The following is a 24,085-nucleotide window of genomic DNA, read 5'->3' on the forward strand; positions in this document are numbered from 1 at the left end:
AAGAACAACATGGAGTCGTCCTGATCTGTGTCCCCGAGTGACGATCGGGCTTCTCGTCATACTCGCCCGTCCGGCCTCGCGGCGCGTCAACATTCAGCCATGCTGATTGTCTTCAGAAATATTGAATCGACTTTGATGGCAATTCATTTGACCTCAAGCGTCGGCCGAAGCAAATCCTTTGGAAACTGGAGGGTTTGGATATGGGTGAAGTTCATACGGGGGCGTGTCTCTGCAGTGCGGTCAAGTTTAGGGTCGACGGGCCGATGCGCGAGATCGTCTTCTGTCATTGCGGTCAGTGCCGGCGCCAGACGGGGCTCTATTACGCCTCGACCAACGTAGCTGACACGGATCTGACGATTGAAGGCGCGGAGAATATTACCTGGTATCAATCGAGCAAGGAAGGCAGGCGCGGCTTCTGCAAGCATTGCGGCTCGGCGCTGTTCTGGAAATATGACGGCCAGGAGCAGATTTCCATTCAGGCCGGCTCGCTCGACAAGCCGACCCAGCTGACGCCCGGCTATCACATTTTCTGCGCGGACAAGGGCGACTTCTATGAGATCAATGATGGCCTACCGCAGCACGCGAAGGGAACGCCTGCGCTGGTGACGAACACCGACTGAGCCGTCGCTACAGCCGGCTTCGAGCGCTTAGCAATGAAGCGCTCTAGGGCCGAAGCAGGATCTTTCCCGCACGGCCGGCTTCGGCGCTTGCAGCAGCTGCTTCGGCAATACGCTCCAGCGGGAATATGCCGCCGGTCTGCAAAGCGACTTTGCCCGACGCGATCAGCCGCACGAGTTCGCCCATCCAGCGGCCTATATCTTCGCGCTTGGCGGTCTGCATGATCTTGGCCAGCCAGAAACCCTTGACGACGGCCTGCTTGAAGACGAGATCGCTTCCGGAGATTTCGAGCGGCTTGCCGGACATGGCGCCGAACGAAACCAGCGTTCCGCCTTCGCCGACAAGCGACATCAGAGCGCCGGCCGAGGCGCCGCCGACACCATCGACGGCGGCAGCGATGGGGGCGCCTGCCGTGATCGCCCGCACCGCGTCCTCCCACCCCGCACTGGCGGATGATACCGCATTGCCGATGCCAAGTGCCTTGAGTTCCTCGATGCCGGCGTCCCGCCTGACAACATTGACGACATTGATACCACGGCTCTGTGCAATCATCGCCAGCACTTTTGCGACTGCTCCGGTGGCCGCGTTCTGGATGACCCATTGGCCTTGCTCAACCCCGAGAAACTCGAGCAGGACAAGTGCGCTCAACGGCATGGCGATCATCTGCGCTGCCGTCTCGTCACTGATGGAGTCCGGCAGTGGTACGACGGACGCAGCGGACGTAATGAAAAACTCGGCCCAGGCACCGCGCAGGCCGCTCGCAGCCACTCGCTGGCCGGTCTTCAAGCCCTCGACCCCGGGACCGAGTGCGTCCACTATTCCCATCGCCTCCGAACCGCCGATCGCGGGCAGATCGGGTTTGTAGCCATAGAGACCCGCCACCGTGAGGAGATCGTGGTTGTGGATAGCCGACAGTCCCATACGGATGCGGACCTCGCCCGGTCCCGGTTGCGGGGTGGGGCTTTTGCTGACCTTCAGGACTTCGGCAGGGTTTCCGAACGTGTCGTGGACGGCACTGCGCATTGGGGCGCTCCTTCATGCTCTTTGTCTGGCGAGGCCGCCTTTGACCTCCGGCGAGCGGCAATGTAGGCCGTGTTTGATAGCGGTGTAAGTGCTCTCGGAGGAATTCGTGGCGCGCGCTGCCTAAGACAGTTATATGAGCCTCGCCGATCCACAAATCTGCCGGAAAGAACCAGGACCCGATGAACTCCACAGACGAAAGCGTCGGTCTGATGTCCCGCACCGGCCTGCCCGACGATCTCAGGGTATTGTATGCAAAATATCCGCGCGGCGAGTGGAACACCGTCCACACGATCGGGCAGCTCGGATCCTTCTGGCTCCAGCGTCACGACATGTTCCGCGACTTTGGAGCGGCACTTGTCGAGGGTATCGAGCACCTCAAGAACGGCGAGGTGGCGGCGGAGCGGTTTGCCCGATGGTTTGCGCCGCGGCTCAATCATTTCCTCGGCGATCTCGAGGGCCATCACCAGGTCGAGGATCACCAGTATTTTCCGCTGTTTGCTGCGGCCGACCAAAGGCTTGCCTCTGGCTTCGAACTGCTTGAAGAAGATCACCATCAGATCCATGCCTTGCTGGAGCGCAATGCGGAGGCGGCCAATGCCTTCCACGAGGATCTGATGTCCGGCAGCGATCGCATGCCGTTTACGCGCGACGCCTATGCCGTGGAAGCAGGATCATTGCTCAAGGGACTGATGCGCCATCTCGAGGATGAAGAGGATTTGTTGATCCCGTTGCTTCTCGATCAGGGCGAACGCAAGTTCGGCGGCTATTGAGCTCCACTACCGCGCTTCACCTCCTCCGACAGCCTTGCTACATCAGCCCGCAGCCCCTGCAATTCCTTGAGCACGGCCTCGTCGATCTTGTGATGAAGCGCCATGACTTCGATTTCCGCCTTGAGGTTCACCTCATAGTCCTTGGCGGCGAAGAAGCGGTCGCGTTCGGACTGGCGGTTCTGGCTCATCATGATGATCGGCGCCTGGATGGCTGCGAGCATCGAGAGGATGAGGTTGAGGAAGATGAAGGGATAGGGGTCGAAGGCATCGCGTGACAGCAGGATCGCGTTGGCGATGACCCAGAGCGCGAGGAAGGTGAGGAAGCCGATGATGAAGGCCCAGGAGCCCCCGACCCGGGCGATCGAGTCGGCCAGGTGCTGGCCGTAGGTGGCTCCGGACTGGAAATCCTCGTGAACGTTGCTCGATACGATGCGATGCTCATGGGCGTGTTGCAGGACGCGCCGCTCGGCTTCCCCGAGCTCCTCGCGCGAACGGCCAAAAATGCGCTTCACAAATTCCGGCTGCATGACGGTTTCCTCGGGTCTTATTGATCCTCTCGTTCCATATAATCCCGGCACCTGCAATGGGTGCGGAAGTATGATCGAAGCGATCGGAAAGTTTGATGATTCCCGCATTGCAAGCCACAATTAGCCGCGCTACTTCTCAGCCATCATGACCCCGATCAAAGACACGCTCCGCATCGCCGTCGCCCAGCTCAATCCGACCATGGGCGATATAGCCGGAAACCTGGCGAAGGCCCGCGAGGCGCGCGCCGATGCTGCGCGCCAGGGTGCCGACCTGCTGCTGCTCACCGAACTCTTCGTCTCAGGCTATCCGCCCGAGGATCTTGTGCTGAAGCCGGCTTTTCTGGCCGCCTGCCTGTCAGCGGTCGAGACCTTTGCCGCTGAGACCGCCGATGGCGGCCCTGGCGTGGTCATAGGCTTCCCTCGGCAGGGTGAGACGGGGCGACACAATGCGGCGGCGGTGCTGGACGGCGGCAGGATCGTCGCGGTCTGCGACAAGATCGATCTGCCGAACTACGGCGAGTTCGATGAGAAGCGCGTCTTCGTCTCCGGCGGCACGCCGAAGGCCGTGGATTTTCGCGGCGTCCGGATCGGCGTGCCGATCTGCGAGGATATCTGGAACGATGCCGGCGTCTGCGAAGCGCTGGCCGCCGACGGTGCGGAGATTTTCCTGCATCCGAACGGCTCGCCCTATTATCGCGGCAAGATCCATGTCCGACACGATGTGGTGCTCCGCCAGATCGAGCTGACCGGCAAGCCGTTGGTTTTCGCCAACCAGCTCGGCGGCCAGGACGAACTGGTCTTTGATGGCGCGAGCTTCGCCTACAATGCCGACAAGTCGCTGGCGCTGCAGATGAGCCAGTTCGAGGAAGCCATCGTTCTCACGACCTGGAAGCGGCGCGGCAACACCTGGCATTGCGAACGCGGGCCGCACATTCCGCTGCCCTCGATCGACGAGGCGGACTACCGCGCCTGCGTGCTGGGCTTCAAGGATTACGTCAACAAGAACGGGTTCAAGAACGTGGTGCTCGGCCTCTCGGGTGGTATCGATTCGGCGCTCTGCGCGGCAATTGCCGTCGATGCGCTGGGCGAAGAGCGCGTCCGCACCGTGATGATGCCCTATCGCTACACCTCGAAGGACTCGCTCGTTGACGCCGAGGCCTGCGCCAAGGCGCTTGGCACGACCTATGACATCGTCGCGATCGAGGAGCCGGTGACGGGGTTCCTGTCGGCGCTGGCGGATATGTTCGAGGGCACCGAGTCCGGGATCACCGAGGAGAACCTGCAGAGCCGTGCGCGCGGCGTGATCCTGATGGCGATCTCCAACAAGTTCGGCTCGATGGTCGTGACCACTGGTAACAAGTCGGAAATGTCGGTCGGCTACTGCACGCTCTATGGCGACATGAATGGCGGCTTCAATCCGATCAAGGACCTGTACAAGATGCAGGTCTACGGTCTCTCCCGTTGGCGCAACGACCATGTGCCGCCGAATGCACTCGGGCCGTCGGGCGAAGTGATCCCGAAGAACATCATCGACAAGGCGCCGTCGGCGGAACTCAGGCCCAACCAGACCGACCAGGATTCGCTGCCGCCTTATCCCGTGCTCGACGATATCCTGGAATGCCTGGTCGAACATGAGATGAGCACCCAGGAGATCATCGCCCGCGGCCACGATACGACGACCGTGCATCGGGTCGAGCACCTGCTCTACATTGCCGAGTACAAGCGCCGGCAATCCGCGCCGGGCGTCAAGATTACGCGCAAGAATTTTGGTCGCGATCGGCGCTATCCGATCACCAACCGCTACCGCGACCGGGGCTGAGGCGCAGAACTGCGTCAAAAATAGTCGGTTCGACGTGGCTGTCTGTTTACGGACCTCCTACCGCTTCCTATGTTCAGGTGGACAGGAAGCGGAGCGGGCATGAAATTCGGAGAAGTGGCAATCGACGAGGCGGCCGGTGCGGTGCTGGCGCATTCGGTGCGCAGGGCCGAGGGAAGGTTCTCGAAGGGCCACTGTCTCTCTGCCGAGGATGTTGAAACGTTGAGGGCGATGGGGATCGCTTCGGTGATCGCCGCGCGCCTCGCACCTGATGATCTGATGGAGGACGAGGCGGCGAGCCGACTGGCAGCAGCCGTTCCGCCCGATCATCTCAGACTCTCTCCGGCGACGACTGGGCGTGTGAATTTATTCGCATCGGTGAATGGCCTGTTCCGGGCGTCGCGCGATGTCGTCGATCGCTTCAACCGCATCGATCCGGCGATCACGCTGGCTTGTCTCGCCGATCGCAGCGACGTCAAGGCCGGCGACATGGTCGCCACGATCAAGATCATCCCGCTCGCCGTCGCCGGCAGTGCGGTGGAGCGCGCAGCGGCACTGTTGACTGAGGGATCGTCCTTCGCGGTGAAACCCTATGGCGCGCGCAAGGTCGCGCTGATCGCCACCGAACTCCCATCGCTCAAGCGCTCGGTGATGGACAAGACTCGCGCCATCCTTGAAGCGCGACTGTCGTCATCGGGCAGTCTGCTCGCCGCTGAAGAGCGGGTTGCCCACAGCGCGACGGCCGTGACCGAGGCCATCCGCTCGCTCGTGACTGGTCATGACATGCTGATCGTCTTCGGTGCATCGGCCGTGGCGGATGCCGAGGATGTCATTCCCGCAGCGATTCGGGCGGCCGGCGGCGTGGTTGATCAGGTCGGCTTGCCGGTAGATCCCGGCAATCTGCTGGTGCTTGGTCATGTCGATGGCAAGCCGGTGATCGGTGCTCCGGGCTGTGCGCGAAGCCCGAAGGAAAATGGCTTCGACTGGGTGCTGAACCGGATCCTTGCCGGCGAGGCGCCGACGTCGGAAGAACTGACCGGCCTCGGCGTGGGAGGCCTGTTGATGGAAATTCCGACGCGACCGCTGCCGCGCCTGGGCAAGACGACAGCAGAGGAATTGCATGTCGCGGCAGTGGTACTGGCGGCCGGCAGCGCGAGCCGCATGGCCGGATCCGGACATCACAAGTTGCTCGCCCAATTCGATGGTGTGCCGCTCGTGCGGCAAAGCGTGGAGACGGTGCTCCGGTCGAAAGCCGACCGTAGCGTCGTCGTGACCGGTTATCGCTCCGAGGACATCGAAAAAGCGCTCTCGGCGCTCGATGCCGAAATTGTGATCAATACCGAATTCGCCACCGGCATGGCCTCGAGCCTTAAGGCAGGGCTCGCCGCCATGCGCGACGGCGCGGATGGATTGCTGGTCGTCTTGGCGGACATGCCGGGTATCCGCCGCGAGCATCTCGATGAGATGATCGCGGCTTTCCGCCGCGAGCAGGGCAGGGCGATCATACGCGCCGTCTCCGGCGGCAAGCGCGGCAATCCTGTGATCCTGCCGGCCTCGACATTTGATGCGATTTCCAAGCTCACCGGCGATATCGGCGCGCGGCCGGTGATCGAGCGCAGCGGCCTGGCGGTCGTCGATGTCGATATTGGCGAGGCGGCGCATATTGACACCGATACGCCGGAGGAAATCATTGCCGCGGGCGGCGTTCTGTCCGGATGAAATTTCCCCGGTTCGGATCAAGCCATTGAGTTGGTTTATAACTTGACATGATAAGTCAAGTTCTTCATTCGTAACTTCGCCTGGGAGCATCAATCCCGGGCATTTGTCCGCCACCGCCAGCGCATCGCGACGCAAGCCAGGCACGGGCCAGTATCGTGAATTTGGCGGGGGTATGCCGTGAAGCTGCATGTGGCTTTTGCCGCGGTGCTGATGTCGGGGACGACATCGGCATTGGTTCTGTCCGTTCCTGCAATGGCGCAGGAGGACGAGATGATCGTTCTCGATGACGACAGCGCTACCGACGTCAGCCCGGCAACGACGGACGCGGCAGCGGATAACGCAGCTGCGACCGACAGCGCTTCGACGCAGGATACGGCTGCCGATGATGCAACACCTGCCGCACCGGGCGAGACTAAGCTCAAACGCATCGTCGTTGGTTCCGATACTGCAGCACCTGCCGATATCGTCGACAAGCCGGCTGCCGTTTCGGTGATAGACGCCGAGACCGTGCGAGAGCGCATGACCGGCAAGATCGATACCGCGATCCGTATGACTCCCGGCGCATTTACCCGCCAGCTCGACGAGCAGCCGGGGGTCACCGTCAACATCCGCGGCATGCAGGGCATGGGCCGCGTCAACCAGATGATCGACGGCGTGCCGCAGACCTTCCGCAATCTGTCCGGTCATTCCGGGACGATGGACAACATGGTCTATATCGACCAGAACCTGCTGGCGGGCGTCGATATCACCCGCGGCGCAGCGCCCGGCGCCGACGGGATGGGTACGCTTTCCGGTGCCGCCAACTTCCGCACCCTCGGCATCGATGACGTTCTGCTGGCGGGCAAGGACTATGGTGGCATGGTCACGTTGCAGGCCGGCACCAATGGCTATGACTTCTCGCGCCTGACTGCAGGCGGCTGGCGCACCAATATCGGTATTGACGGCTCGTTTTCCGTGATGGGAGCGATCAGTGGCACCGACCAGTCCAACTTCAAGAACGGTGATGGCATCTGGTATCCCTATGATGCCTCGCAACATCCGCGTGGCGGCCTCTTCAAGGTCAATTACGCGCCGGATGCCGAGCAGACGCTCGAGCTCGGCGGGATCTTCTACAACAACGCCTTCGCCGTCGAGAGCGCAGGCTACAACTGGCAAATCAACAACCAGACCTATACGCTGAAATATGCCTACCAGCCGGGCGACAACCTGATCGATCTCAAGATCAATGCTTATGCCAATATCACCGATATCAGCATGGAAGGCATTGAGGACGATGCCGTGTCCGATGGTCGGCAAGGCACCAATACCGGGCTCGGCTTCGATATTTCCAATACCAGCACGGCACAGCTGAACGATTCGATGTCGCTCAAATTCTTTTATGGGGCGGGCATCAATTCCGATCAATATGAGAGCAATGACCAGCGTGGTGCCAATCCGCCCGGCCAGTTGATCAAAAGTGGCGCCTTCAACGACACGACCTTCACCTGGGGCATTCTCGGCGTGACGGCGGGTATGCGTTACGACTACTGGAATATCAACGGCAATAGCTGCCCGGAACCCGTCCTCGACTGCAAGCCGCGCCCGTTGGCGCGCGATGGCGGCGACTGGAATCCGAAGCTTGGCGTCACGGTCGATCCGACGCCCTGGATGCAGCTTTACGCAACCTATGCCCATTCGATGCGCCCGCCGACAGTGTCGGAAATGTTCTATCCCGGCGGTCACAATTTCGATGGCACGCTCGCGCCGATCGAGAACAATCCGAATCTCGTGCCTGAGCGCCAGAAGAGCATCGACGTCGGCATCAACCTGCGCGGCGACGGTCTGATCACGGCCGAGGATCTTGCCTATCTCAAGGTCGGCTATTTCAAGAACCGGATCGAAAACTACATCACCTATGCCACTGATCCCTTCGACGGCAAAACGCGCTGGGTGAACCTGCCCGGCACCACCACTATGGACGGCATCGAACTCGAAGGCGGTTATGACGCCGGAATGGTCTATGGCAAATTCGCACTGACGATCGCCGACACCAAGCAGCCGCTCGCCGAATTCGCCGGGATCGGCAACGATGTCGGCCGCCTGCCGGACGACTACGCCACTCTCGACGCCGGCATGCGCTTCTTCGAGCAGAAGCTGACGCTTGGTGGACGTGTCCGCTACACCGGTGAGAGCTTCCAAGTCTACAATGAAGATTCGATCAAGCGGCCGTCTTATACGTTGGTCGACTTCTACGGCTCGTTCAAGGTGACGGAGAATGCCAAGCTGTTCTTCACCGTCGACAACGCTTTTGACAAGCCTTACTTCGTCGCCGGTTCGGGTACGGCCAGCCTCACTGACATCACCAATGGCCGCGGCCGCACCATCATGATCGGGGCGACCACGCGGTTCTGATCGCTTGCCCAGCTTGACAGTCTCCGGACAATATTCCTAGATTGCATGGAATAATTTCCGGAGGCTTCCATGGATCCCGACGATATCCAGGATCTGTTCCGCGCCGTGGGACCGGTCGACATCAGGCGCATGTTCGGCGGCAAGGGCGTCTATGTCGATGGCCGCATCATTGCCGTGGAACTGCGCGGCGAGATGATGCTGAAGGGTGATGCTGAGGCCGGACCGCTCTATGAAGAGGCGGGCGGACGGCATTGGCGCTACAGCCACAGGAAGACAGGCAAAGAAGTTGCCATGCCTTATTGGACCATGCCCGAAAGCGCCTTCGACGATCCTGACGAGGCGGAGAAGTGGGTGAAGGTTGCCATCGGTGCGGCGATCCGGTCGGGGAAATAGAGCGTCAGGAAGCTTTGAGTGCCTTGACCGCATCAACGGTGAAGCGTGACAGCGGAGCAGGCAAGTCATCGAGCGGGAACCAGCCGAATTCCGGAAGCTTTTCCGGCTCGGTTACGCGAGGCTCGCCATTTATATCTCCGGTCCGGTAGATGACCGACACCCAATGATGCCGATCGGCTTCGAAGATCTGTTCTGACAGCGTGAGGAAGTGGATGCCGCCGATGGTCAGGCCGGTTTCTTCCTCCGCCTCGCGGCGGCAGGCGTCGGCCGAATGCTCCATATGGTCAACCTTGCCGCCGACAATATTCCAGTGGCCGGCCTCGGGCGGACGTGTGCGCCTGTACAAAAGCAGTTTGCCATCCCGAAGGATGGCAAGACCTGTTCCCACGCCGGGAAAATCTATGCCGGGCGTACCCTGCATATTATTTCAGGGCGGCGCTTGTCAGCATGAAAGCGGGCACATCATCGCCGAAGCCGACAGGCGTCGGGCCATCATCATTTTGATGATAGCGGCGATTTTCGCGTCTGCGATTGTCGTCGTTGGCAGGGGAATGCGGCCGGCGATCCGGGCGCGGCGCTTCGGTCTTCTTGGGGGCCTGGGCGGCTCTGGGCATTTCGGTCTCCGTCGCTTCGACTCGTTCGCGCACCGGTGCTTCTACATCGGTCGCAATGTCACTTTTATGAAGCGAGGCACCCTCGCGTCTGTTCCCACGGTCACTCGTGGTCTTGCGGCTCCGGTCGCGCTCGCGTCCCTTGGGGGCGGGACGGCGATCTCGGCGGCTGCTGTCTTCGCTCTCCACGCGCTCGGGCAGGGCCGCGATATCGCCGTGGTGCCATTCGATCTTTTCGCCGATCAGTTTTTCGATCGCGTCGAGATGCTTGCTGTCACGCTTGGTAACCAGCATGAAGGCGGCACCCAGGCGGCCGGCGCGGCCGGTTCGGCCGATGCGGTGGACATAGTCCTCGGCATGGATAGGCACGTCGAAATTGAAGATATGGCTGACGTCGGGGATGTCGAGGCCGCGGGCGGCGACATCGGAGGCGACCAGAATCTTGAGGTTTCCATCGCGGAAGCCCTGCAGCATGTTGGTCCGCGAGCGCTGGTCCATGTCGCCATGCAGGGCGCCGACTTCGAAGCCGTGGCGTTCGAGCGAACGGAACAGATCGGCGACATCCTTCTTGCGATTGCAGAAGATGATGGCGTTCTTGATGTCGGGCTCGACCTCGCGGATCAGGTCGCGCAGCGATGCGCGCTTTTCCCAATCCAGTCCATGGCTGGCGACCAACCGCTGGGTGATGGTCTTGGTGGTGGAGGCGGGTGCGGAGACTTCCACCCGTTCCGGATTCTGCAGGAAGGCGTCGGCCAGTTTCTGGATTTCCGGCGGCATGGTGGCCGAGAAGAACAGCGTCTGGCGGGTGAAGGGGATCATCTTGGCAATGCGCTCGATGTCAGGGATGAAACCCATATCGAGCATGCGGTCGGCTTCGTCGATGACGAGAATCTCGACGCCGGTCATCAGAAGCTTGCCGCGCTCGCAATGGTCGAGCAGGCGGCCCGGCGTGCAGATCAGCACATCGGCGCCGCGTTCGAGCTTGCGATTCTGGTCTTCGAACGAGACACCGCCGATGAGGAGGGCGACGTTCAGCTTGTGGTTCTTGCCGTATTTCTCAAAATTCTCGGCGACCTGGGCAGCAAGTTCGCGGGTTGGCTCGAGGATCAGCGTGCGCGGCATGCGAGCCCGGGCGCGGCCCTTTTCCAGAAGCGTCAGCATTGGCAACACGAAGGAGGCAGTCTTGCCGGTACCCGTCTGGGCAATACCCAGGATATCACGGCGCTGAAGTGCAGGGGGAATTGCACCTTTCTGGATCGGCGTCGGAATGGAGTAGCCGGCGTCAGTTACGGCATCGAGGACTTTTTGGCTCAGGCCAAGGTCTTGAAATGTGGTCAAAGGAAAGAGGTTTCCGGTTGTTCTGGTCGGGAAATACAGAATCGAGCGGAAGCAAAGCCGCGCAAGATTGGCGCAGCACTTAGGGCCTTACGGCTGAGAAGTCAAGAAAATCACCGGATTGCGGCGAATTACCACTACTGTTGGTAAATCTGCCACGCTTGGCTTTGCGAAGCTTTCGATTCCTCTCACAAGTAAGAGGTAAGCTTCAGCCCCGCATTAAGAAAACGCATTGGATCGATGGCACTGCCGTTGCGGCGCACCTCGTAGTGCAGATGCGGTCCGGTCGAGCGGCCCGTCGAGCCCGACAGCGCGATCAGATCACCGGCATCGACCACGTCACCTTCCTTGACTAGTATTTTGGAGAGGTGGCCGTAGCGGGTGGTGATGCCGTTGCCGTGGTCGATCTCGACCATCATGCCATAACCGCCGGCGGTACCGGCATGGATGACGACACCTGCGCCCGTTGCCTTCACCTCGGAGCCGGTCTTCTGGCGGAAATCGATGCCAGCATGCATGGCGAGCTTGCCGAAGAACGGGTCCATGCGGTTGCCGAAGAGGGATGTGATCTTGCGGTTCGGTGCGGGATTGGCAAAGGGGAACTTGAGTGCGAGTGCCTTGACGTGCTCGAGTTTGTCCAGCGCTATGTCGAGGTTGGCAATCGAATTCTCGAAGTCGGTCGCCGATTCGGGCTCCAGATAGGGGCCGCCGATCGCGTTCTCGTCATCCTCATCCACGCTGATATCGGCAAGCTTGCTCGGGAGCTTGAACCCGGTGTTGGTCAGGATCTTGCCGATATTGCGGGTTCGATCGTCGGCGTCTTCGGTCAGGCTGCGGATATGGGCAAGCTGCTCCTGCTCTATCCCTTTGAGCGACAGCGTCACATTGGAGAAAAGCTTGTCGGCCCGATCGGCGATCGTGCCTTCGGTCACCAGGTCGTCAACCGGCGCAAAGGCGAGCGCGCGCATTTTCGGCGCCTTGTCCTTGGTCTTGCCGAGCAGGGTGTCGAAACTGTCGATCGCGGCGCGCTTGTCGCTGCCTTCCTCGACAGCGTCGAGCGGCTGTTCTTCGGTTGTGTCGAGCGTGCCAGTGTCGAGGCCTGAATTCTCGGCGCGTTCGAGCACCGAGCCGAGCTTGCCCTGGCGATTGGTCAGCGCCATCTGCTGTTCCATCAGCTTCTCGACCTTGTCCTCCACGACCTGCTGGTCCAGGAGCTGGCGCGAGGTGATGCGATCGAGCTGTGCGCGGAGCGCTGCGATCCGGTCCTCGTATTCGTGCTGCATGCGGGCCTGTCGCGCCATGGACGCGCCGATCAGGTCATCACGAAAGACGAGATAGGCCGTCCCAGTGAGATAGCCGACGGTAAAGAGGCCGAAGAGAGAAACGGCAATCGCTGCCATCCAGGGGCGGATTGTCATGTGGCGTACCCTCTCGCCGCAGGCGAGAATGAGAACGTGGCTTTCCTTCCGTTTTCCGAAACTCCGGCTCGCTCTTACGCCTGACAACTCGATATCCTCCACGGGACCGTGCGAAATCGGGGGACTCGGACGTCCTTCACCGATGGAGGCGATTACAATCCATTAAGGTTAATAAAGCTTCTACGTCGAGATTTTCAGGCATTCGAGATGGAGGAGAGCGAGCGGTAGAAGCTCGGCGTCAGGCCGGCAGCAGCGCGAGCGAGATCGTTGAAGGGCGGCTTCAGCCCGCCGCGGAAATTGGTTCGGACGAGCGATCGGAAAGCTGCGGCCGGATCCTTGCGTTCGCGGGCGCAGAGGAAACGGAACCATTTGGCGCCGACAGCGACATGGCCCTTCTCGTCCTCATAGATCACCGAAAAGATCTCGGCGCTCTCGGTATCGCCGAGTTCCATCAGCTTGTCGCGCATGGATGGCGTGACGTCGAGGCCGCGGGCTTCGAGGATCAAGGGCACGACAGCGAGGCGGGCGGTCAGATCGTTTCGCGTTGAATGAGCTGCTTCCCAGAGGCCGTCATGCGCCGGCAGGTCACCGTAGTCGGCATTGAGATCCCGCAGCCGCTGGCGGACCATACCAAAATGCTTGGCCTCTTCCGATGCCACGAGCATCCAGCCATCGAAGAAGGAGCGCGGCACCGGCTGATCGGCGAAGCGGGCGACGATGTCGAGCGCCAGGTCGACCGCGTTGAGCTCGATATGGCAGATGGCATGGAGTAGCGCGATGCGGCCGTGCTCGGTGTGTAGCGAGCGCTTCTTCATCTTGTTCGGCGGCACCAGTTGCGGCTTCTCCGGCCGGCCGGGCCGTACAGGCAGCGGCGGATCGAGCGGCGAGCGCAGCGACAGCATGCGTCCATACCAGGCTTTGGCAGTTGCTTTCGTCAGGCGCACCTTCTCGTCGAGGTCGGCGGCAGAGACAGCGGCGATGGCCGCAGAGCGCAGGGTCGAATAGGGGAAATCGCCAGTCATCGGAATCGGTTAGCCTGATTTCTGCAGAAAATGAATCTGTTTTCTCAGAGAGCCTTCACGGCATCGAGCACGCCCTGGACATGCCCCTTGAGCCGTACATTGTCCCAGATGCCGGCGATCTTGCCATCCTTGTCGATCAGAAAGGTCGAGCGCACGATGCCCATATACGTCCGGCCGAATGTGGTTTTCTCGCGCCAGACGTCATAGGCGTCGATCGCCTTGTGCTCCTCGTCGGCGAGCAACGGAATGGTCAGATCGTGCCTGGCACAGAATTTTTCGTGCGACTTGACGCTGTCGGGTGAAATTCCGATCACGACGGCTCCCGCTTTCTTGAACGCCGCGGCCTTGGCGGAGAAATCGATGGCCTGCAGGGTACAAGTCGGCGTATTATCCTGCGGGTAGAAGTAGAGGACCACTTTTTTGCCCCGATAATCGCTAAGAGACAGCGCCGCCACGCCATTTCCGGGCAGCGTGAATTCCGGGGCTGGATCGCCGATCTTAAGTTGGGTCATATTGTCAATCGATCCCGTGTCTGGATAACTCCGCGCAAGTCGGAGGAATCATGGTCCCTGATGGGTCCTTCATAAGGGGTTCAGTCGTCAAGGGTATGCGTTGAATGGTCCATCACGTCCGCGGGGAAAAGGTCGTCTTCGGCAAAGGTGATTTCCGTCACCTCGATGCCATGCCGTCCTGCGAGCATGACGAGGCCACGGTGCTCGCCGCTCCACGACGCAAGAACTGGACCATGCGGCTGTTCAAGCTGTTCTTCCTGCTTTTCTTTCTTGCAGTTCTGAGCATTGGCGGGTTTTGGGTCGCACTTGAGAACGGCAGTCTCGACGAGACGCTGACGTCGCAGGCCGAGGCGGCGATGGCGCGCTCGCTCGGCAGCGATTTCTCGCCCGAGGTCAAAGCCGTCCGGCTCCGGTTCTCGAGCGACTGGATGCTGGCGCTCGAGGCGGCGGATGTCGAGATCACCCATGTGCCCTCGGGCGTGAAGGCGCTGAAGACCAATTCCATCAAGGCCGTGCTCGATCCCGTCGCACTCGCAGGCGGTAAATTCGTGCTGGCGCGCGCCGAGATCGATTCTGCGGAGGGAGACCTGAGCTTCCTTCCCGAGGGGCCGGGGATCGCGATCGCCGCGCCCCGGGTAGATTCCTTTCCCGTGCTGCTGGGCATCCTTTACAGTCGCCTCGATCAGGCAGCGGTTCAGCTTGACCGTGCGGGCACGCGGGCGGTCACTGCGCAGAACCTGTCGCTCAAGCTGCCGGGGCCGACGTCGCGGACCGTCAAACTCACCGGCTTCGACTTCAAGAGGGACGACGGCAGCTATCATCTTGCGACCAAGCTCGGCTTCGACCGAATCTCGCCCGACATTGCCTTTAGCTTCACGACATCGGGCGGCAAGGCACAATCGATCGAAGCCAAGATCAGCGGCGTCCAGACCGAGCCCTTTGCGATGAAATATAGCCGCGCAACCGGTGAGCGCCGCCAGGGCATCGATGTGCCGCTGACGTTCGCGCTCTCCTCCACGCGCGACAAGTCCCTGCGGCTGCTTGTCACCGCCGCGCAAGGCACCTTCCAGGCCGATGGCTCGGCGCAGCCGGTCAAGTCGGGCAGGGCGCTGTTCGATTATGACTTCGCCGAAAGCAAATTCGAGATCCGCGAGGGTGGGATCGATCTCGGCGAGACGATGATCCCCTTCGACGGCGCGATCACGGATCTTGACAAGGTGACGCCCGGTTCGCTGCCCGGCTATGCTTTCGAAGCGGTCGTCGAAAACGGTATCGCCACTGCGGAGAAGGCGGGCGAGGAGCCGCAGCCCTATAATGCCAAGCTGGCTGGCAGCTTCATTCCGTCGACGAAGGAAGTCCTGTTCGATACCATGTCCGTCGCGACCGACAGCGGCAGCATGACGGGATCGCTGAAGCTGGTCTTTGCCCAGGACAAGTCGCCCGCGATCACGTTCTCCGCGTCGTCGCAATCCCTTTCGACCAAATCGGTCAAGCAACTCTGGCCTTTCTGGTTTGCGGCCAAGCCGCGCGACTGGGTGCTCTCACGCATCCGCGGCGGCACGGTGAGCAATGCCGAAATCGGCGTGTCGCTCGTCGCCGGGCGGTTGCCGGAACATCCCGACCCGTTCCACTTCCAGGAAAACGAATTCACCATGAATTTTGATGCCGAGGGACTCGACATCAACTATCTCGGCGAATTGCCAGCGTCGACGTCGACGTCGGGCAAGTTCCGGATGAAGGATCGGCATCTCGTGATCGAGATCACCAAGGGCGAAATCCCGCTGCCATCGGGCAAGCTGCTTTCGGCAGCCAACGGGAAGTTCGAGATCGCGGATACGGCCCAGAAGCCGCTCATGGGCTCGCTCGACATCAAGGCCGGGGGCGACGCATCCGCCGCGTTGGAATATGTCAGCTTCAAGCCGATCGACGCCACCGCCAAGCTGCCGTTCACACCCGCCGACCTCAAGGGCAAGCTGACAGCCGATGTCTCGGCCGTGTTCGGCCTGAACCCATCCCAGAATCCGCCTAAACCGACGTGGGACGTGTCGCTTGGGCTCAACAATGTGGACGTCGGCAAGCCGATCGAGGGCCGCAAGATCGGCAAGATCAACGGAACGCTCAAAATCGACAACGCGGTGGCGGCGCTTGACGGCAAGGCCGACATCGACGGCATGGGTTTCGACGTCAAGCTCTCGCAGCCGGTAACCGGCGACACGACGGCGCGGCAATGGGAAGCCGAAGGCGACCTGAGCGAGGCGGAGATTCTGAAACTGGCGCCGACGCTGAAGCCCTATGTCCAGGGCGGGATCAAGCTCAAGCTCGAAGCGGCCAAGCAGGGCCAGCACGCGACCGTATCGCTCAGGAATACGACGCTCTCCATTCCCTTCATCAACTGGCGCAAGGGATCAGGCGTGCAGGCGACGGCCGAATTCGTCATGCTGGTGAAGGACGGCCAGACTCGCATTACCGACTTCACGCTCGACGGTGACGGTTTCGGTGCGAAGGGCGAGATGCTGCTCGACAAGCGCGGTCTCGTGTCCGGGAAATTCAATCGGGTCAAACTCTCGCCGGCCGACAATTTTTCGATCACGCTGCAACGCAGGAGTGGTGGGCTCTCGATCGATGTCACTGGCAACTCGATCGATGCGAAACCCTTTATTGCGCAAGCAAAGTCCACGGACAGCAATGAAGAGGGCGAGAAGGCATCCAACATCATCACTGCGCAGATCGACAAGGCGGTCGGCTACAACAAGGAATCGCTACGTGGGCTCGATCTCAGGCTGGTGACATCGTCGGGCCGGATTTCGACGCTCACCTTGTCTGCCGTTACAGCCAGCGAACAGGCGCTCGTCATCCGCAAGGATACCGACAGCGGCGCCATGGAAATCACCAGCGGCGATGCCGGGGCCGTTGCGCGTTTCGCCGATCTCTACCGAAACATGACGGGCGGCTTGCTCAACATCACGCTCAAGGCGCGCGATGCCGATTCATGGCGCGGCTCGATCGATATCCGCAATTTCGCGCTGATCAACGAAGCTCGCCTCAAGGCCATCGTCTCGGCGCGCGGTGGCAAGGATGGACGTAGCCTCACTGATGCGCTCAAGACGGATATCGATACGAGTTCGCAAAAGTTCCGCCGCGCCTTTGCGCGTCTCATCCTGGATGGCGGCACGATCAAGGTCGAGAACGGCATCGTGCGGGGCGATCAGTTGGGGGCGACATTCCAGGGCACCGTGCGGTCGCGTCGCGGCAATATGGATATGACCGGCACTTTCATGCCGGCTTATGGCATCAACAGCCTGTTTGGACAGTTGCCGGTCATCGGTGCGATTCTCGGCAACGGCCGCGACCGGGGCCTGCTCGGCATCACGTTCAAGCTGGAGGGCCCCTATGAAGGGCCGAAAATGACAATCAACCCGCTCTCGCTGATCGCGCCGGGCGTGTTCCGCAATATCTTCGAATTCGGTGAATAGCGTTCAATCGCGGCGCCGGGTCACCAGAATTATCTCGCGCGAGGTTTCGGCGTCGAAGGGGGATTGGTCCCAGTCGCCGTAGAGGGACTGCGTTTCGAGGCCGGCATCCTCGAGGAACTCCGTCAGGCGATCGAGCGGCAGGAAGCGCAGAGTGCTTTCCGAGATGCGCTCTCCATCAGGCAGCTTGTAATGGGTGTCGAAGCGCACCAATTCGCCCCGCCGCCAGAGAACGCGCCATTCGACCGGCACCGGACCGGTTTCGGTCTGCAAAGTCTCTGCGCTCTCGAAGATCGTCTCCCAGGGTAGAGCGGGATTGCGAGTCTCGAAGGCGAAAATCCCGCCGGGTTTGAGATGGCGGCGGATATTTGCGAGGGACTGGCTGACGTCGTCGTCCTCGAGCAGCACCTGGAAGGCGTGGCCCGTCACGAAGATAAGGTCGAAGCTGGTTTCGATCGCGAAATCCTGTGCTGTGCCCTTCAGCCAACGGATACGGTCGCCGAACTGTGAGTGCCTGCCGACGGCGAGCATGGCGGCTGCGGGATCGATCCCGGTGACATCATGCCCGGCCTTCGCCATGGCGCGCGCGACCAGACCAGTGCCGCAGCCAATCTCCAGCACGCGGATCGGTTCGGTTCCCGCGAGCTTCAGATAGAAATCGCGATCATCCGACCACTCGCTCTCGATATCATAGAGGGCCGCGAGTTCCGGAAGCTCATAATGGGCGTCAGGCATCGCGGCACCTTGTAGGTCAGATCGGCTTCACAAGAACGTGCTTCTTCTTGCCAAGCGAGAGCTTTATCACGCCGTCGGCATTGACGTCGGCCGAACCGATCACGCGCTTCTCGTCGGAGACCGCGGCGTCATTGATACGCACGGCGCCACCCTGGACGTGTCGGCGCGCTTCGCCGTTTGACGCGGCAAGGCCGGCCTTGACGAAGAGTACGAGAACGCCGACGCCAGCTTCGATCTCACTTGCAGCGACCTCAACCGTGGGCAGGTTGGCGTCGATTGCCCCTTCTTCGAAGACTTTTCGGGCGGTTTCGGCCGCCTGGTCGGCAGAGGCGCGGCCATGCAGGATCGCGGTGATTTCGGTGGCCAGCAACTTCTTGACCTCGTTGATCTCGGAGCCGGCGAGCTTTTCGAGCCTGATGATTTCGTCCATCGGCAGCGTCGTGTAGAGCTTGAGAAAGCGGCCGACATCGGCATCTTCCGTATTGCGCCAGTACTGCCAGAAGTCATAGGCCGAGAGCATGTCCGGATTGAGCCAGACGGCACCGGTCGCCGACTTGCCCATCTTGGCGCCGGAGGATGTTGTCAGCAGCGGTGACGTCAGCGCGTAGAGTTGTGGCGTGCCCATGCGGTGGCCGAGGTCGATGCCGTTGACGATGTTACCCCACTGGTCCGAACCGCCCATCTGCAGGCGGCAGCCGTAGCGCTTCGATAGTTCGACATAGTCGTAGGCCTGGAGGATCATATAGTTGAACTCGAGGAAGCTCAGCGACTGTTCGCGGTCGATGCGCGTCTTCACGCTGTCAAAGGACAGCATGCGGTTGACCGAGAAGTGGCGGCCGACATCACGCAGGAATTCGAGGTAGTTGATCTTGGTGAGCCAGTCGGCGTTGTTGACCATCAATGCATCGCGGGAGCCGTCGCCGTAGGTCAGGTAGTTCGAGAACACCTGTTTGATCGAGTCGATGTTGGACTGGATCGTGTCGACGGTCATCAGCTGGCGCGCCTCGTCCTTGAAGGACGGGTCACCCACCATGCCGGTGCCGCCGCCCATCAGCGAGATCGGACGATGGCCGGTCTTCTGCAACCAGTGCAGCATCATGATCTGGATCAGCGAGCCGGCATGGAGCGAGGGCGCGGTCGGATCGTATCCGATATAGGCCGTCACGGTCTCCTTCGACATGAGGTCGTCGAGGCCGGTCTCATCCGAAATCTGGTGGATGAAGCCGCGCTCGCTGAGCGTGTGGAGGAATTCGGACTTGAAGCTTGCCATGGAGGATACTCTCGGACATATCGGATGCGAAACTGGCGCGCCTTTAGCAAAGTTTTCGCGCGCGTGCACGTCCTTCAACGACGAATGTTTGAAATGGGACCCATCAATGGCTGAGCTCAAGACTGCGATCGGTTTGATGAGCGGCACATCGATGGATGGGATCGACCTTGCGTTAATTCGGACGGACGGCGAGGGGCTCGTTGAGCGAGGGCCGGCCATGGGGGTCGCCTACGACGCAGCTTTCCGCAGGGTTCTGGCGGAATCGCTCGAGACGGCCAAGTCGATCCGCAAGCGCGAGGAGAGACCGGGCAATCTCACCGAAATTGAGCGGGAACTGACGTTACGTCATGTCTCGGCCGTGCAGGATTTCCTTGGCAAGTTCGAGGTCGCGGCAAAAGATGTTGATTTCATTGGATTTCATGGGCAGACGGTGTTGCACCGGCCGCTGGAAGCACTGACGGTACAGATCGGCGACGGGAGGCTGCTCGCGCAGGAGACCGGCATTTCGGTCATCTACGATATGCGTGCCAACGACATGCTCCATGGCGGGCAGGGTGCGCCACTGGTGCCGGTCTATCATGCGGCGCTGGCGGCCGGGATTACCGACTTTGCCGGCAAGCCGGTCATGTTCGTCAATATCGGCGGTATATCGAATCTCACTTTCATTGGATCGGAAGGCGAAATCATCGCGTTCGATTCCGGACCAGGGAACACGCTGATCGACCAGTGGGTCGAGGCGGAGGCAGGCGTCCCTTTCGACGCAGGTGGTTCGATCGCCTCCGAGGGCGGTGTGATCGCGTCACTCGCGTCACGATACCTCGGTCATCCCTTTTTCACCTCTGAAAAGCGCATGTCGCTCGACCGCAACGATTTCCGGCCGCCAGCGCCAGGCGAGGTCGGATTGCACGACGGGGGGCGGACACTGGCGCATGTCACCGCGGCCGCGATCGTGAAATCGATGCGGCACCTGCCCGAGAGACCCGAACTGATCATCGTCTGCGGCGGCGGTCGGTTGAATCGGGTTGTTATGGCTGATCTCGCGGACTTGGCTGATGGCGCCCGCGTGGAGCCGGCGGAAACCTTTGGCTTCAATGGCGACTCGATGGAGGCTGAAGCCTGGGCCTATCTCGCCGTCCGCTCGTCCAGGGAACTGCCTCTGACTTTTCCGGGTACGACCGGCGTCCGTGAGCCGGTCACTGGCGGAGTGTCGGCGAAGGCGCCGTTTCTGACCACGGCCAGGCTCGCGCTGCATGAATGGCAGCCGGGTGATGCCGAGCATGTCGCCGCCCTGCATTCGAGCTTCGAATCATCACGCTATGTCAGCACAGGAGAGGTGTGGTCGGCGGACTATGCCGCAGAGCGCATCAGCGGCTGGATGGCCGACCTCGAGCGCCGCGGCGTAACAAAGCTCAAGATCCTTGCCCGCGACGACGGACGCTTCATCGGCCGCGCCGGCTTCACGCTGATGGAAGAGCAGAATGTCTTCGAACTCGGCTATGCAATCATGCAGGAGGAGTGGGGCAAGGGCTTTGCGACGGAGATTTCGGAGGGGCTTGCGCGCTGGTTCTTCGCGAACCGGCCCGAACCACGTTTCGTCGCCTTTGCCTATTCGGAGAACGAAGCCTCGATCAAGGTCATGCTGAAAATGGGCATGACGGAGATCGAGTCGCGCGACATTCCGCGTGGCCGGGCGAGGTTCTTTGAGAAGAAGCGCTGATCAGAGACGGTCTTCGGCGATTGCCAGCTTTGCGGCCTTGAGCAACAAGCCAGAGCGCGACAGCCCGTGTGACTGTGCATAGGCGTCGATTGCTTTCAGTTCCTTCTCGGGAATACTGACATTGATCCGAATAGCACGTTCGGCAATCTTCGCCTCGACCAGGAAGGCGACCGCGTCCTTGTTCTCCCGAACCTTCATGATGTCGTCTAGAGGCGAGGGAGGTGGAATGGCTTCATTGTCTTCGACCATGCCCTCAATGTGCATCGCCAGCGCCTCATTGGCCACAAGCCGCGCTTCGTCGAGCGTCTCTCCGGCGGTGACACAACCCGGAAAATCGGGAAACGACACGCTGAAGTCGCTGGAAGCGTCTTTATGGATGAGAGCGACATAATGGGTCATGGCGACTATCTCAACTTCACCCCGGATTGCTGTTCAATGCTGCGAAGAGTACCGATAGCCAGATCCCGCTTAGGATGAGGCAATGTCACCCGACCGGACTTGTTGGGGTGCTTCAATTGAAGATGCGAACCCTTCTGAGCCACTTCGACCCAGCCGTCCGCTTTCAGCAATCTCAGAACCTCGCGACTGTTGATGCTGAGTGTGTATCACACACACTCAAGTCCAACAACCAAGAGCGTTTGAGGCAAGTTACCGAATCCGCTTGGCCGCTGGTTCCGGCACCAGTTCGCCGGCCATGCGGCGATCGAGGTAGTCGCCGCATTCGTCGATCAGAGTGTCCATCTGGCCGGAGAAGAAGTGGTTCGCGCTCGGGATGACGCGATGGGTGATCAGGATGCCCTTCTGCTGCTTGAGCTTATCGACCAGGCCGGAGACATCCTTTTCCGGCGCGACCTTGTCGGTGTCGCCGTTGATGATCAGGCCGGAGGAAGGGCAGGGGGCGAGGAAGGAGAAGTCGTAGGTATTCGGCTGCGGCGCGACAGAGATGAAGCCCTCGATCTCCGGGCGGCGCATCAGGAGCTGCATGCCGATCCAGGAGCCGAAGGAATAGCCGGCGACCCAGCAGCTCTTCGAGTCCGGATGCAGGCTCTGCACCCAGTCGAGCGCGGATGCGGCATCGGAGAGTTCGCCGGCGCCGTGGTCGAACTCGCCCTGGCTGCGGCCGATGGAGCGGAAATTGAAGCGCAGCGTCGTAAAGCCGCGCTTCTGGAACATGTAGAACAGCTGATAGACGATCTGGTTGTTCATCGTGCCGCCAAACTGCGGATGCGGATGCAACACGATGGCGATCGGCGCGCTCTTCTGCTTGGACGGCTGATATCGGCCTTCCAGCCGACCGGCCGGACCGTTGAAGATGACTTCAGGCATTCTCACTCCAGGGTAATCGAGTCATAAAATCCGGCTCCTGACGCAAACGAGTCTTGACGAAACCAGTCAGCTTTTCTAAGAGCTAGTTTAGAACCATTCGAAAGTTTGGCCCGATATCGATCCGACAACGTCGATCTGACCTGGGCCGGCTTTGATGCGTGACGCTTCATAGGACAGGCAGGGCCGGAATTTCAAGGAAAATGCGATTCCGGCGCATGACCAAGCAAAGAACCCAGACGAGCAAATGGAAAAGTCCCGCGCCTATATGGACTGGAACGCCACCGCGCCGCTTCTGCCCGAAGCGCGCGAGGCGTTCCTGCGCGTCGGGCTGATGGCGGGCAATCCGTCCTCCGTTCATCGCGAGGGCAGGGCTGTCCGTGCCGAAATCGAGGCTGCTCGCCGCAAGCTGGCGGCAGCGGTCGGCGCGAAGCCTGCCGATATCATCTTTACATCGGGCGCGACGGAAGCGGCCAATCTGGTGCTGACACCGGATTTCCGCATGGGTCGTGCGCCCCTTCGGATCGGGAAACTCTACGTCTCGGCCATCGAGCACAAGGCCGTGTTCGAGGGCGGACGCTTCGCCAAGGCCGATATCGAGACTATCCCGGTTCACGCCGATGGCACTGCCGACATGGCGGTCCTGGCTGCAATGCTTGAAGGTCATGACCGGTCGCTCGGCTTGCCGATTGTGGCGCTGATGTCCGCCAATAACGAGACGGGCGTCGTTCAGCCGATCACGGCGGCCGCGAAGCTCGTTCATGGCGCCGGGGGCATTCTCGTCGTCGACGCAGTGCAGGCCTTTGGCCGTATTCCCCTTGATATCGCAGAGCTCGATGCTGACTTTATGATCGTCTCCTCGCACAAGATCGGTGGCCCAAAAGGTGCCGGCGCGCTTGTTTCGCGCGGCGAGGCGATGATGCCCTCGGCGCTCATCCATGGCGGCGGCCAGGAAAAGGGTCACCGCTCGGGGACCGAGAACGCGGCTTCCATCGCGGGCTTCGGCGCAGCGGCTGAGGTGGTCGCTAGCGACGTTGCCGCCCGCGCGGATAGGCTTCGAGGCGTCCAGCAAACGATCGAAGCGCGGATGCGCGAGATAGCGCCGGAACTGGTGGTTCACGGCATCGACAGTGAACGCCTGCCGAACACGACTTTCTTCTCCCTGCCTGGCCTCAAGTCGGAAACCGGTCAGATCGCCTTTGATCTCGAGGGCGTGGCGCTGTCCGCCGGTTCGGCCTGCTCTTCGGGCAAGGTTGGCGAGAGCCACGTGCTGAAGGCCATGGGCCTCGATCCGCGCATGGGCGCTTTGCGCATTTCGATCGGGACTTCGACGACGGAACGGGATATCGAGCGGACCATTGCGGCCTTTGCCAAGATTGCCGGGCGGCTCCGGGCGTCGCGCGCCGCATAGACAA

21 protein-coding genes and 1 pseudogene are annotated in these 24,085 nt (G+C 61.0%); 10 read left to right on the forward strand and 12 right to left on the reverse strand.

Features of this window, described 5'->3' with window-relative positions:
- The first annotated feature begins 200 nt into the window (after positions 1-200).
- On the forward strand, positions 201-620 hold the full coding sequence (locus AC2YI2_RS09360) for a GFA family protein (protein ID WP_487386195.1): 420 nt from the start codon (positions 201-203) through the stop codon (positions 618-620).
- Between the two features lie 43 nt (positions 621-663).
- On the opposite strand, the gene AC2YI2_RS09365 is transcribed toward AC2YI2_RS09360, so the two are convergent.
- Positions 664-1,641, reverse strand: coding sequence for a zinc-binding dehydrogenase (locus tag AC2YI2_RS09365; RefSeq protein WP_487386196.1), 978 nt, complete (start codon positions 1,639-1,641; stop codon positions 664-666).
- A gap of 179 nt (positions 1,642-1,820) precedes the next feature.
- On the opposite strand from AC2YI2_RS09365, the gene AC2YI2_RS09370 reads away from it, so the two are divergent.
- Positions 1,821-2,411: a hemerythrin domain-containing protein gene (locus AC2YI2_RS09370; RefSeq protein ID WP_487386197.1), complete on the forward strand. Its 591-nt coding sequence runs from the start codon at positions 1,821-1,823 to the stop codon at positions 2,409-2,411.
- On the opposite strand, the gene AC2YI2_RS09375 is transcribed toward AC2YI2_RS09370, so the two are convergent.
- Positions 2,405-2,938 (reverse strand): DUF1003 domain-containing protein, encoded by a 534-nt coding sequence (locus AC2YI2_RS09375; protein WP_487386198.1) that lies wholly within the window; start codon positions 2,936-2,938, stop codon positions 2,405-2,407. The two genes, AC2YI2_RS09370 and AC2YI2_RS09375, sit on opposite strands and share 7 nt — an antisense overlap.
- A gap of 145 nt (positions 2,939-3,083) precedes the next feature.
- Here AC2YI2_RS09375 and AC2YI2_RS09380 point away from each other — a divergent pair, with 145 nt between their 5' ends.
- The 4 genes from AC2YI2_RS09380 to AC2YI2_RS09395 all read left to right on the forward strand — a co-directional run bounded on the left by AC2YI2_RS09380 (position 3,084) and on the right by AC2YI2_RS09395 (position 9,257).
- Positions 3,084-4,757, forward strand: coding sequence for an NAD+ synthase (locus AC2YI2_RS09380; RefSeq protein WP_487386199.1), 1,674 nt, complete (start codon positions 3,084-3,086; stop codon positions 4,755-4,757).
- Between the two features lie 99 nt (positions 4,758-4,856).
- Positions 4,857-6,473, forward strand: a complete 1,617-nt coding sequence (locus AC2YI2_RS09385) for an NTP transferase domain-containing protein (RefSeq protein ID WP_487386200.1) — start codon at positions 4,857-4,859, stop codon at positions 6,471-6,473.
- Between the two features lie 177 nt (positions 6,474-6,650).
- Positions 6,651-8,864, forward strand: a complete 2,214-nt coding sequence (locus tag AC2YI2_RS09390; RefSeq protein ID WP_487386201.1) for a TonB-dependent receptor domain-containing protein — start codon at positions 6,651-6,653, stop codon at positions 8,862-8,864.
- Positions 8,865-8,933: 69 nt separating this feature from the next.
- Positions 8,934-9,257 (forward strand): TfoX/Sxy family protein, encoded by a 324-nt coding sequence (locus AC2YI2_RS09395; protein ID WP_487386202.1) that lies wholly within the window; start codon positions 8,934-8,936, stop codon positions 9,255-9,257.
- 4 nt (positions 9,258-9,261) lie between these two features.
- On the opposite strand, the gene AC2YI2_RS09400 is transcribed toward AC2YI2_RS09395, so the two are convergent.
- The 5 genes from AC2YI2_RS09400 to bcp all read right to left on the reverse strand — a co-directional run bounded on the left by AC2YI2_RS09400 (position 9,262) and on the right by bcp (position 14,155).
- Positions 9,262-9,678: an NUDIX domain-containing protein gene (locus AC2YI2_RS09400; RefSeq protein WP_487386203.1), complete on the reverse strand. Its 417-nt coding sequence runs from the start codon at positions 9,676-9,678 to the stop codon at positions 9,262-9,264.
- 1 nt (position 9,679) lies between these two features.
- Positions 9,680-11,206 carry a DEAD/DEAH box helicase gene (locus AC2YI2_RS09405; RefSeq protein WP_487386204.1) on the reverse strand — a complete coding sequence of 509 codons (1,527 nt, stop codon included), beginning with the start codon at positions 11,204-11,206 and terminating at the stop codon, positions 9,680-9,682.
- Between the two features lie 185 nt (positions 11,207-11,391).
- Positions 11,392-12,708 (reverse strand): M23 family metallopeptidase, encoded by a 1,317-nt coding sequence (locus tag AC2YI2_RS09410; protein WP_487386205.1) that lies wholly within the window; start codon positions 12,706-12,708, stop codon positions 11,392-11,394.
- A gap of 107 nt (positions 12,709-12,815) precedes the next feature.
- Positions 12,816-13,643, reverse strand: a complete 828-nt coding sequence (locus AC2YI2_RS09415; RefSeq protein WP_487386206.1) for a ferritin-like domain-containing protein — start codon at positions 13,641-13,643, stop codon at positions 12,816-12,818.
- Between the two features lie 44 nt (positions 13,644-13,687).
- Positions 13,688-14,155 (reverse strand): thioredoxin-dependent thiol peroxidase, encoded by a 468-nt coding sequence (gene bcp, locus AC2YI2_RS09420; protein WP_487386207.1) that lies wholly within the window; start codon positions 14,153-14,155, stop codon positions 13,688-13,690.
- Between the two features lie 104 nt (positions 14,156-14,259).
- Here bcp and AC2YI2_RS09425 point away from each other — a divergent pair, with 104 nt between their 5' ends.
- Positions 14,260-17,628, forward strand: a complete 3,369-nt coding sequence (locus tag AC2YI2_RS09425) for a YhdP family protein (RefSeq protein ID WP_487386208.1) — start codon at positions 14,260-14,262, stop codon at positions 17,626-17,628.
- Positions 17,629-17,631: 3 nt separating this feature from the next.
- Here AC2YI2_RS09425 and AC2YI2_RS09430 read toward each other — a convergent pair whose 3' ends face one another.
- Entirely contained in the window at positions 17,632-18,360 is a 729-nt protein-coding gene (locus AC2YI2_RS09430) for a class I SAM-dependent methyltransferase (protein ID WP_487386209.1), read from the reverse strand.
- 16 nt (positions 18,361-18,376) lie between these two features.
- Positions 18,377-19,630, reverse strand: coding sequence for a tyrosine--tRNA ligase (gene tyrS, locus AC2YI2_RS09435; RefSeq protein ID WP_487386210.1), 1,254 nt, complete (start codon positions 19,628-19,630; stop codon positions 18,377-18,379).
- Positions 19,631-19,736: 106 nt separating this feature from the next.
- On the opposite strand from tyrS, the pseudogene AC2YI2_RS09440 reads away from it, so the two are divergent.
- Both AC2YI2_RS09440 and AC2YI2_RS09445 read left to right on the forward strand, forming a co-directional pair.
- Positions 19,737-20,852: pseudogene (locus AC2YI2_RS09440) on the forward strand (anhydro-N-acetylmuramic acid kinase); the annotation flags it as partial.
- Entirely contained in the window at positions 20,835-21,347 is a 513-nt protein-coding gene (locus AC2YI2_RS09445) for a GNAT family N-acetyltransferase (protein WP_487386356.1), read from the forward strand. The pseudogene AC2YI2_RS09440 and the gene AC2YI2_RS09445, both read left to right, overlap by 18 nt.
- On the opposite strand, the gene AC2YI2_RS09450 is transcribed toward AC2YI2_RS09445, so the two are convergent.
- The 3 genes from AC2YI2_RS09450 to AC2YI2_RS09460 are packed head-to-tail and all read right to left on the reverse strand — an operon-like array spanning position 21,348 to position 22,673.
- Positions 21,348-21,746, reverse strand: a complete 399-nt coding sequence (locus tag AC2YI2_RS09450) for a type II toxin-antitoxin system HicB family antitoxin (RefSeq protein ID WP_487386211.1) — start codon at positions 21,744-21,746, stop codon at positions 21,348-21,350.
- A 5-nt stretch (positions 21,747-21,751) separates the two neighbouring features.
- Complete coding sequence (locus AC2YI2_RS09455) at positions 21,752-21,940, reverse strand: type II toxin-antitoxin system HicA family toxin (protein ID WP_487386357.1); 189 nt, start codon at positions 21,938-21,940, stop codon at positions 21,752-21,754.
- 55 nt (positions 21,941-21,995) lie between these two features.
- Complete coding sequence (locus tag AC2YI2_RS09460; RefSeq protein ID WP_487386212.1) at positions 21,996-22,673, reverse strand: alpha/beta hydrolase; 678 nt, start codon at positions 22,671-22,673, stop codon at positions 21,996-21,998.
- A gap of 244 nt (positions 22,674-22,917) precedes the next feature.
- Between AC2YI2_RS09460 and AC2YI2_RS09465 the strand changes: the two genes are divergently transcribed.
- Positions 22,918-24,081 (forward strand): cysteine desulfurase family protein, encoded by a 1,164-nt coding sequence (locus AC2YI2_RS09465; RefSeq protein WP_487386213.1) that lies wholly within the window; start codon positions 22,918-22,920, stop codon positions 24,079-24,081.
- Positions 24,082-24,085 lie beyond the last annotated feature (4 nt).

Source organism: Rhizobium sp. SRI_017, from assembly GCF_057586295.1.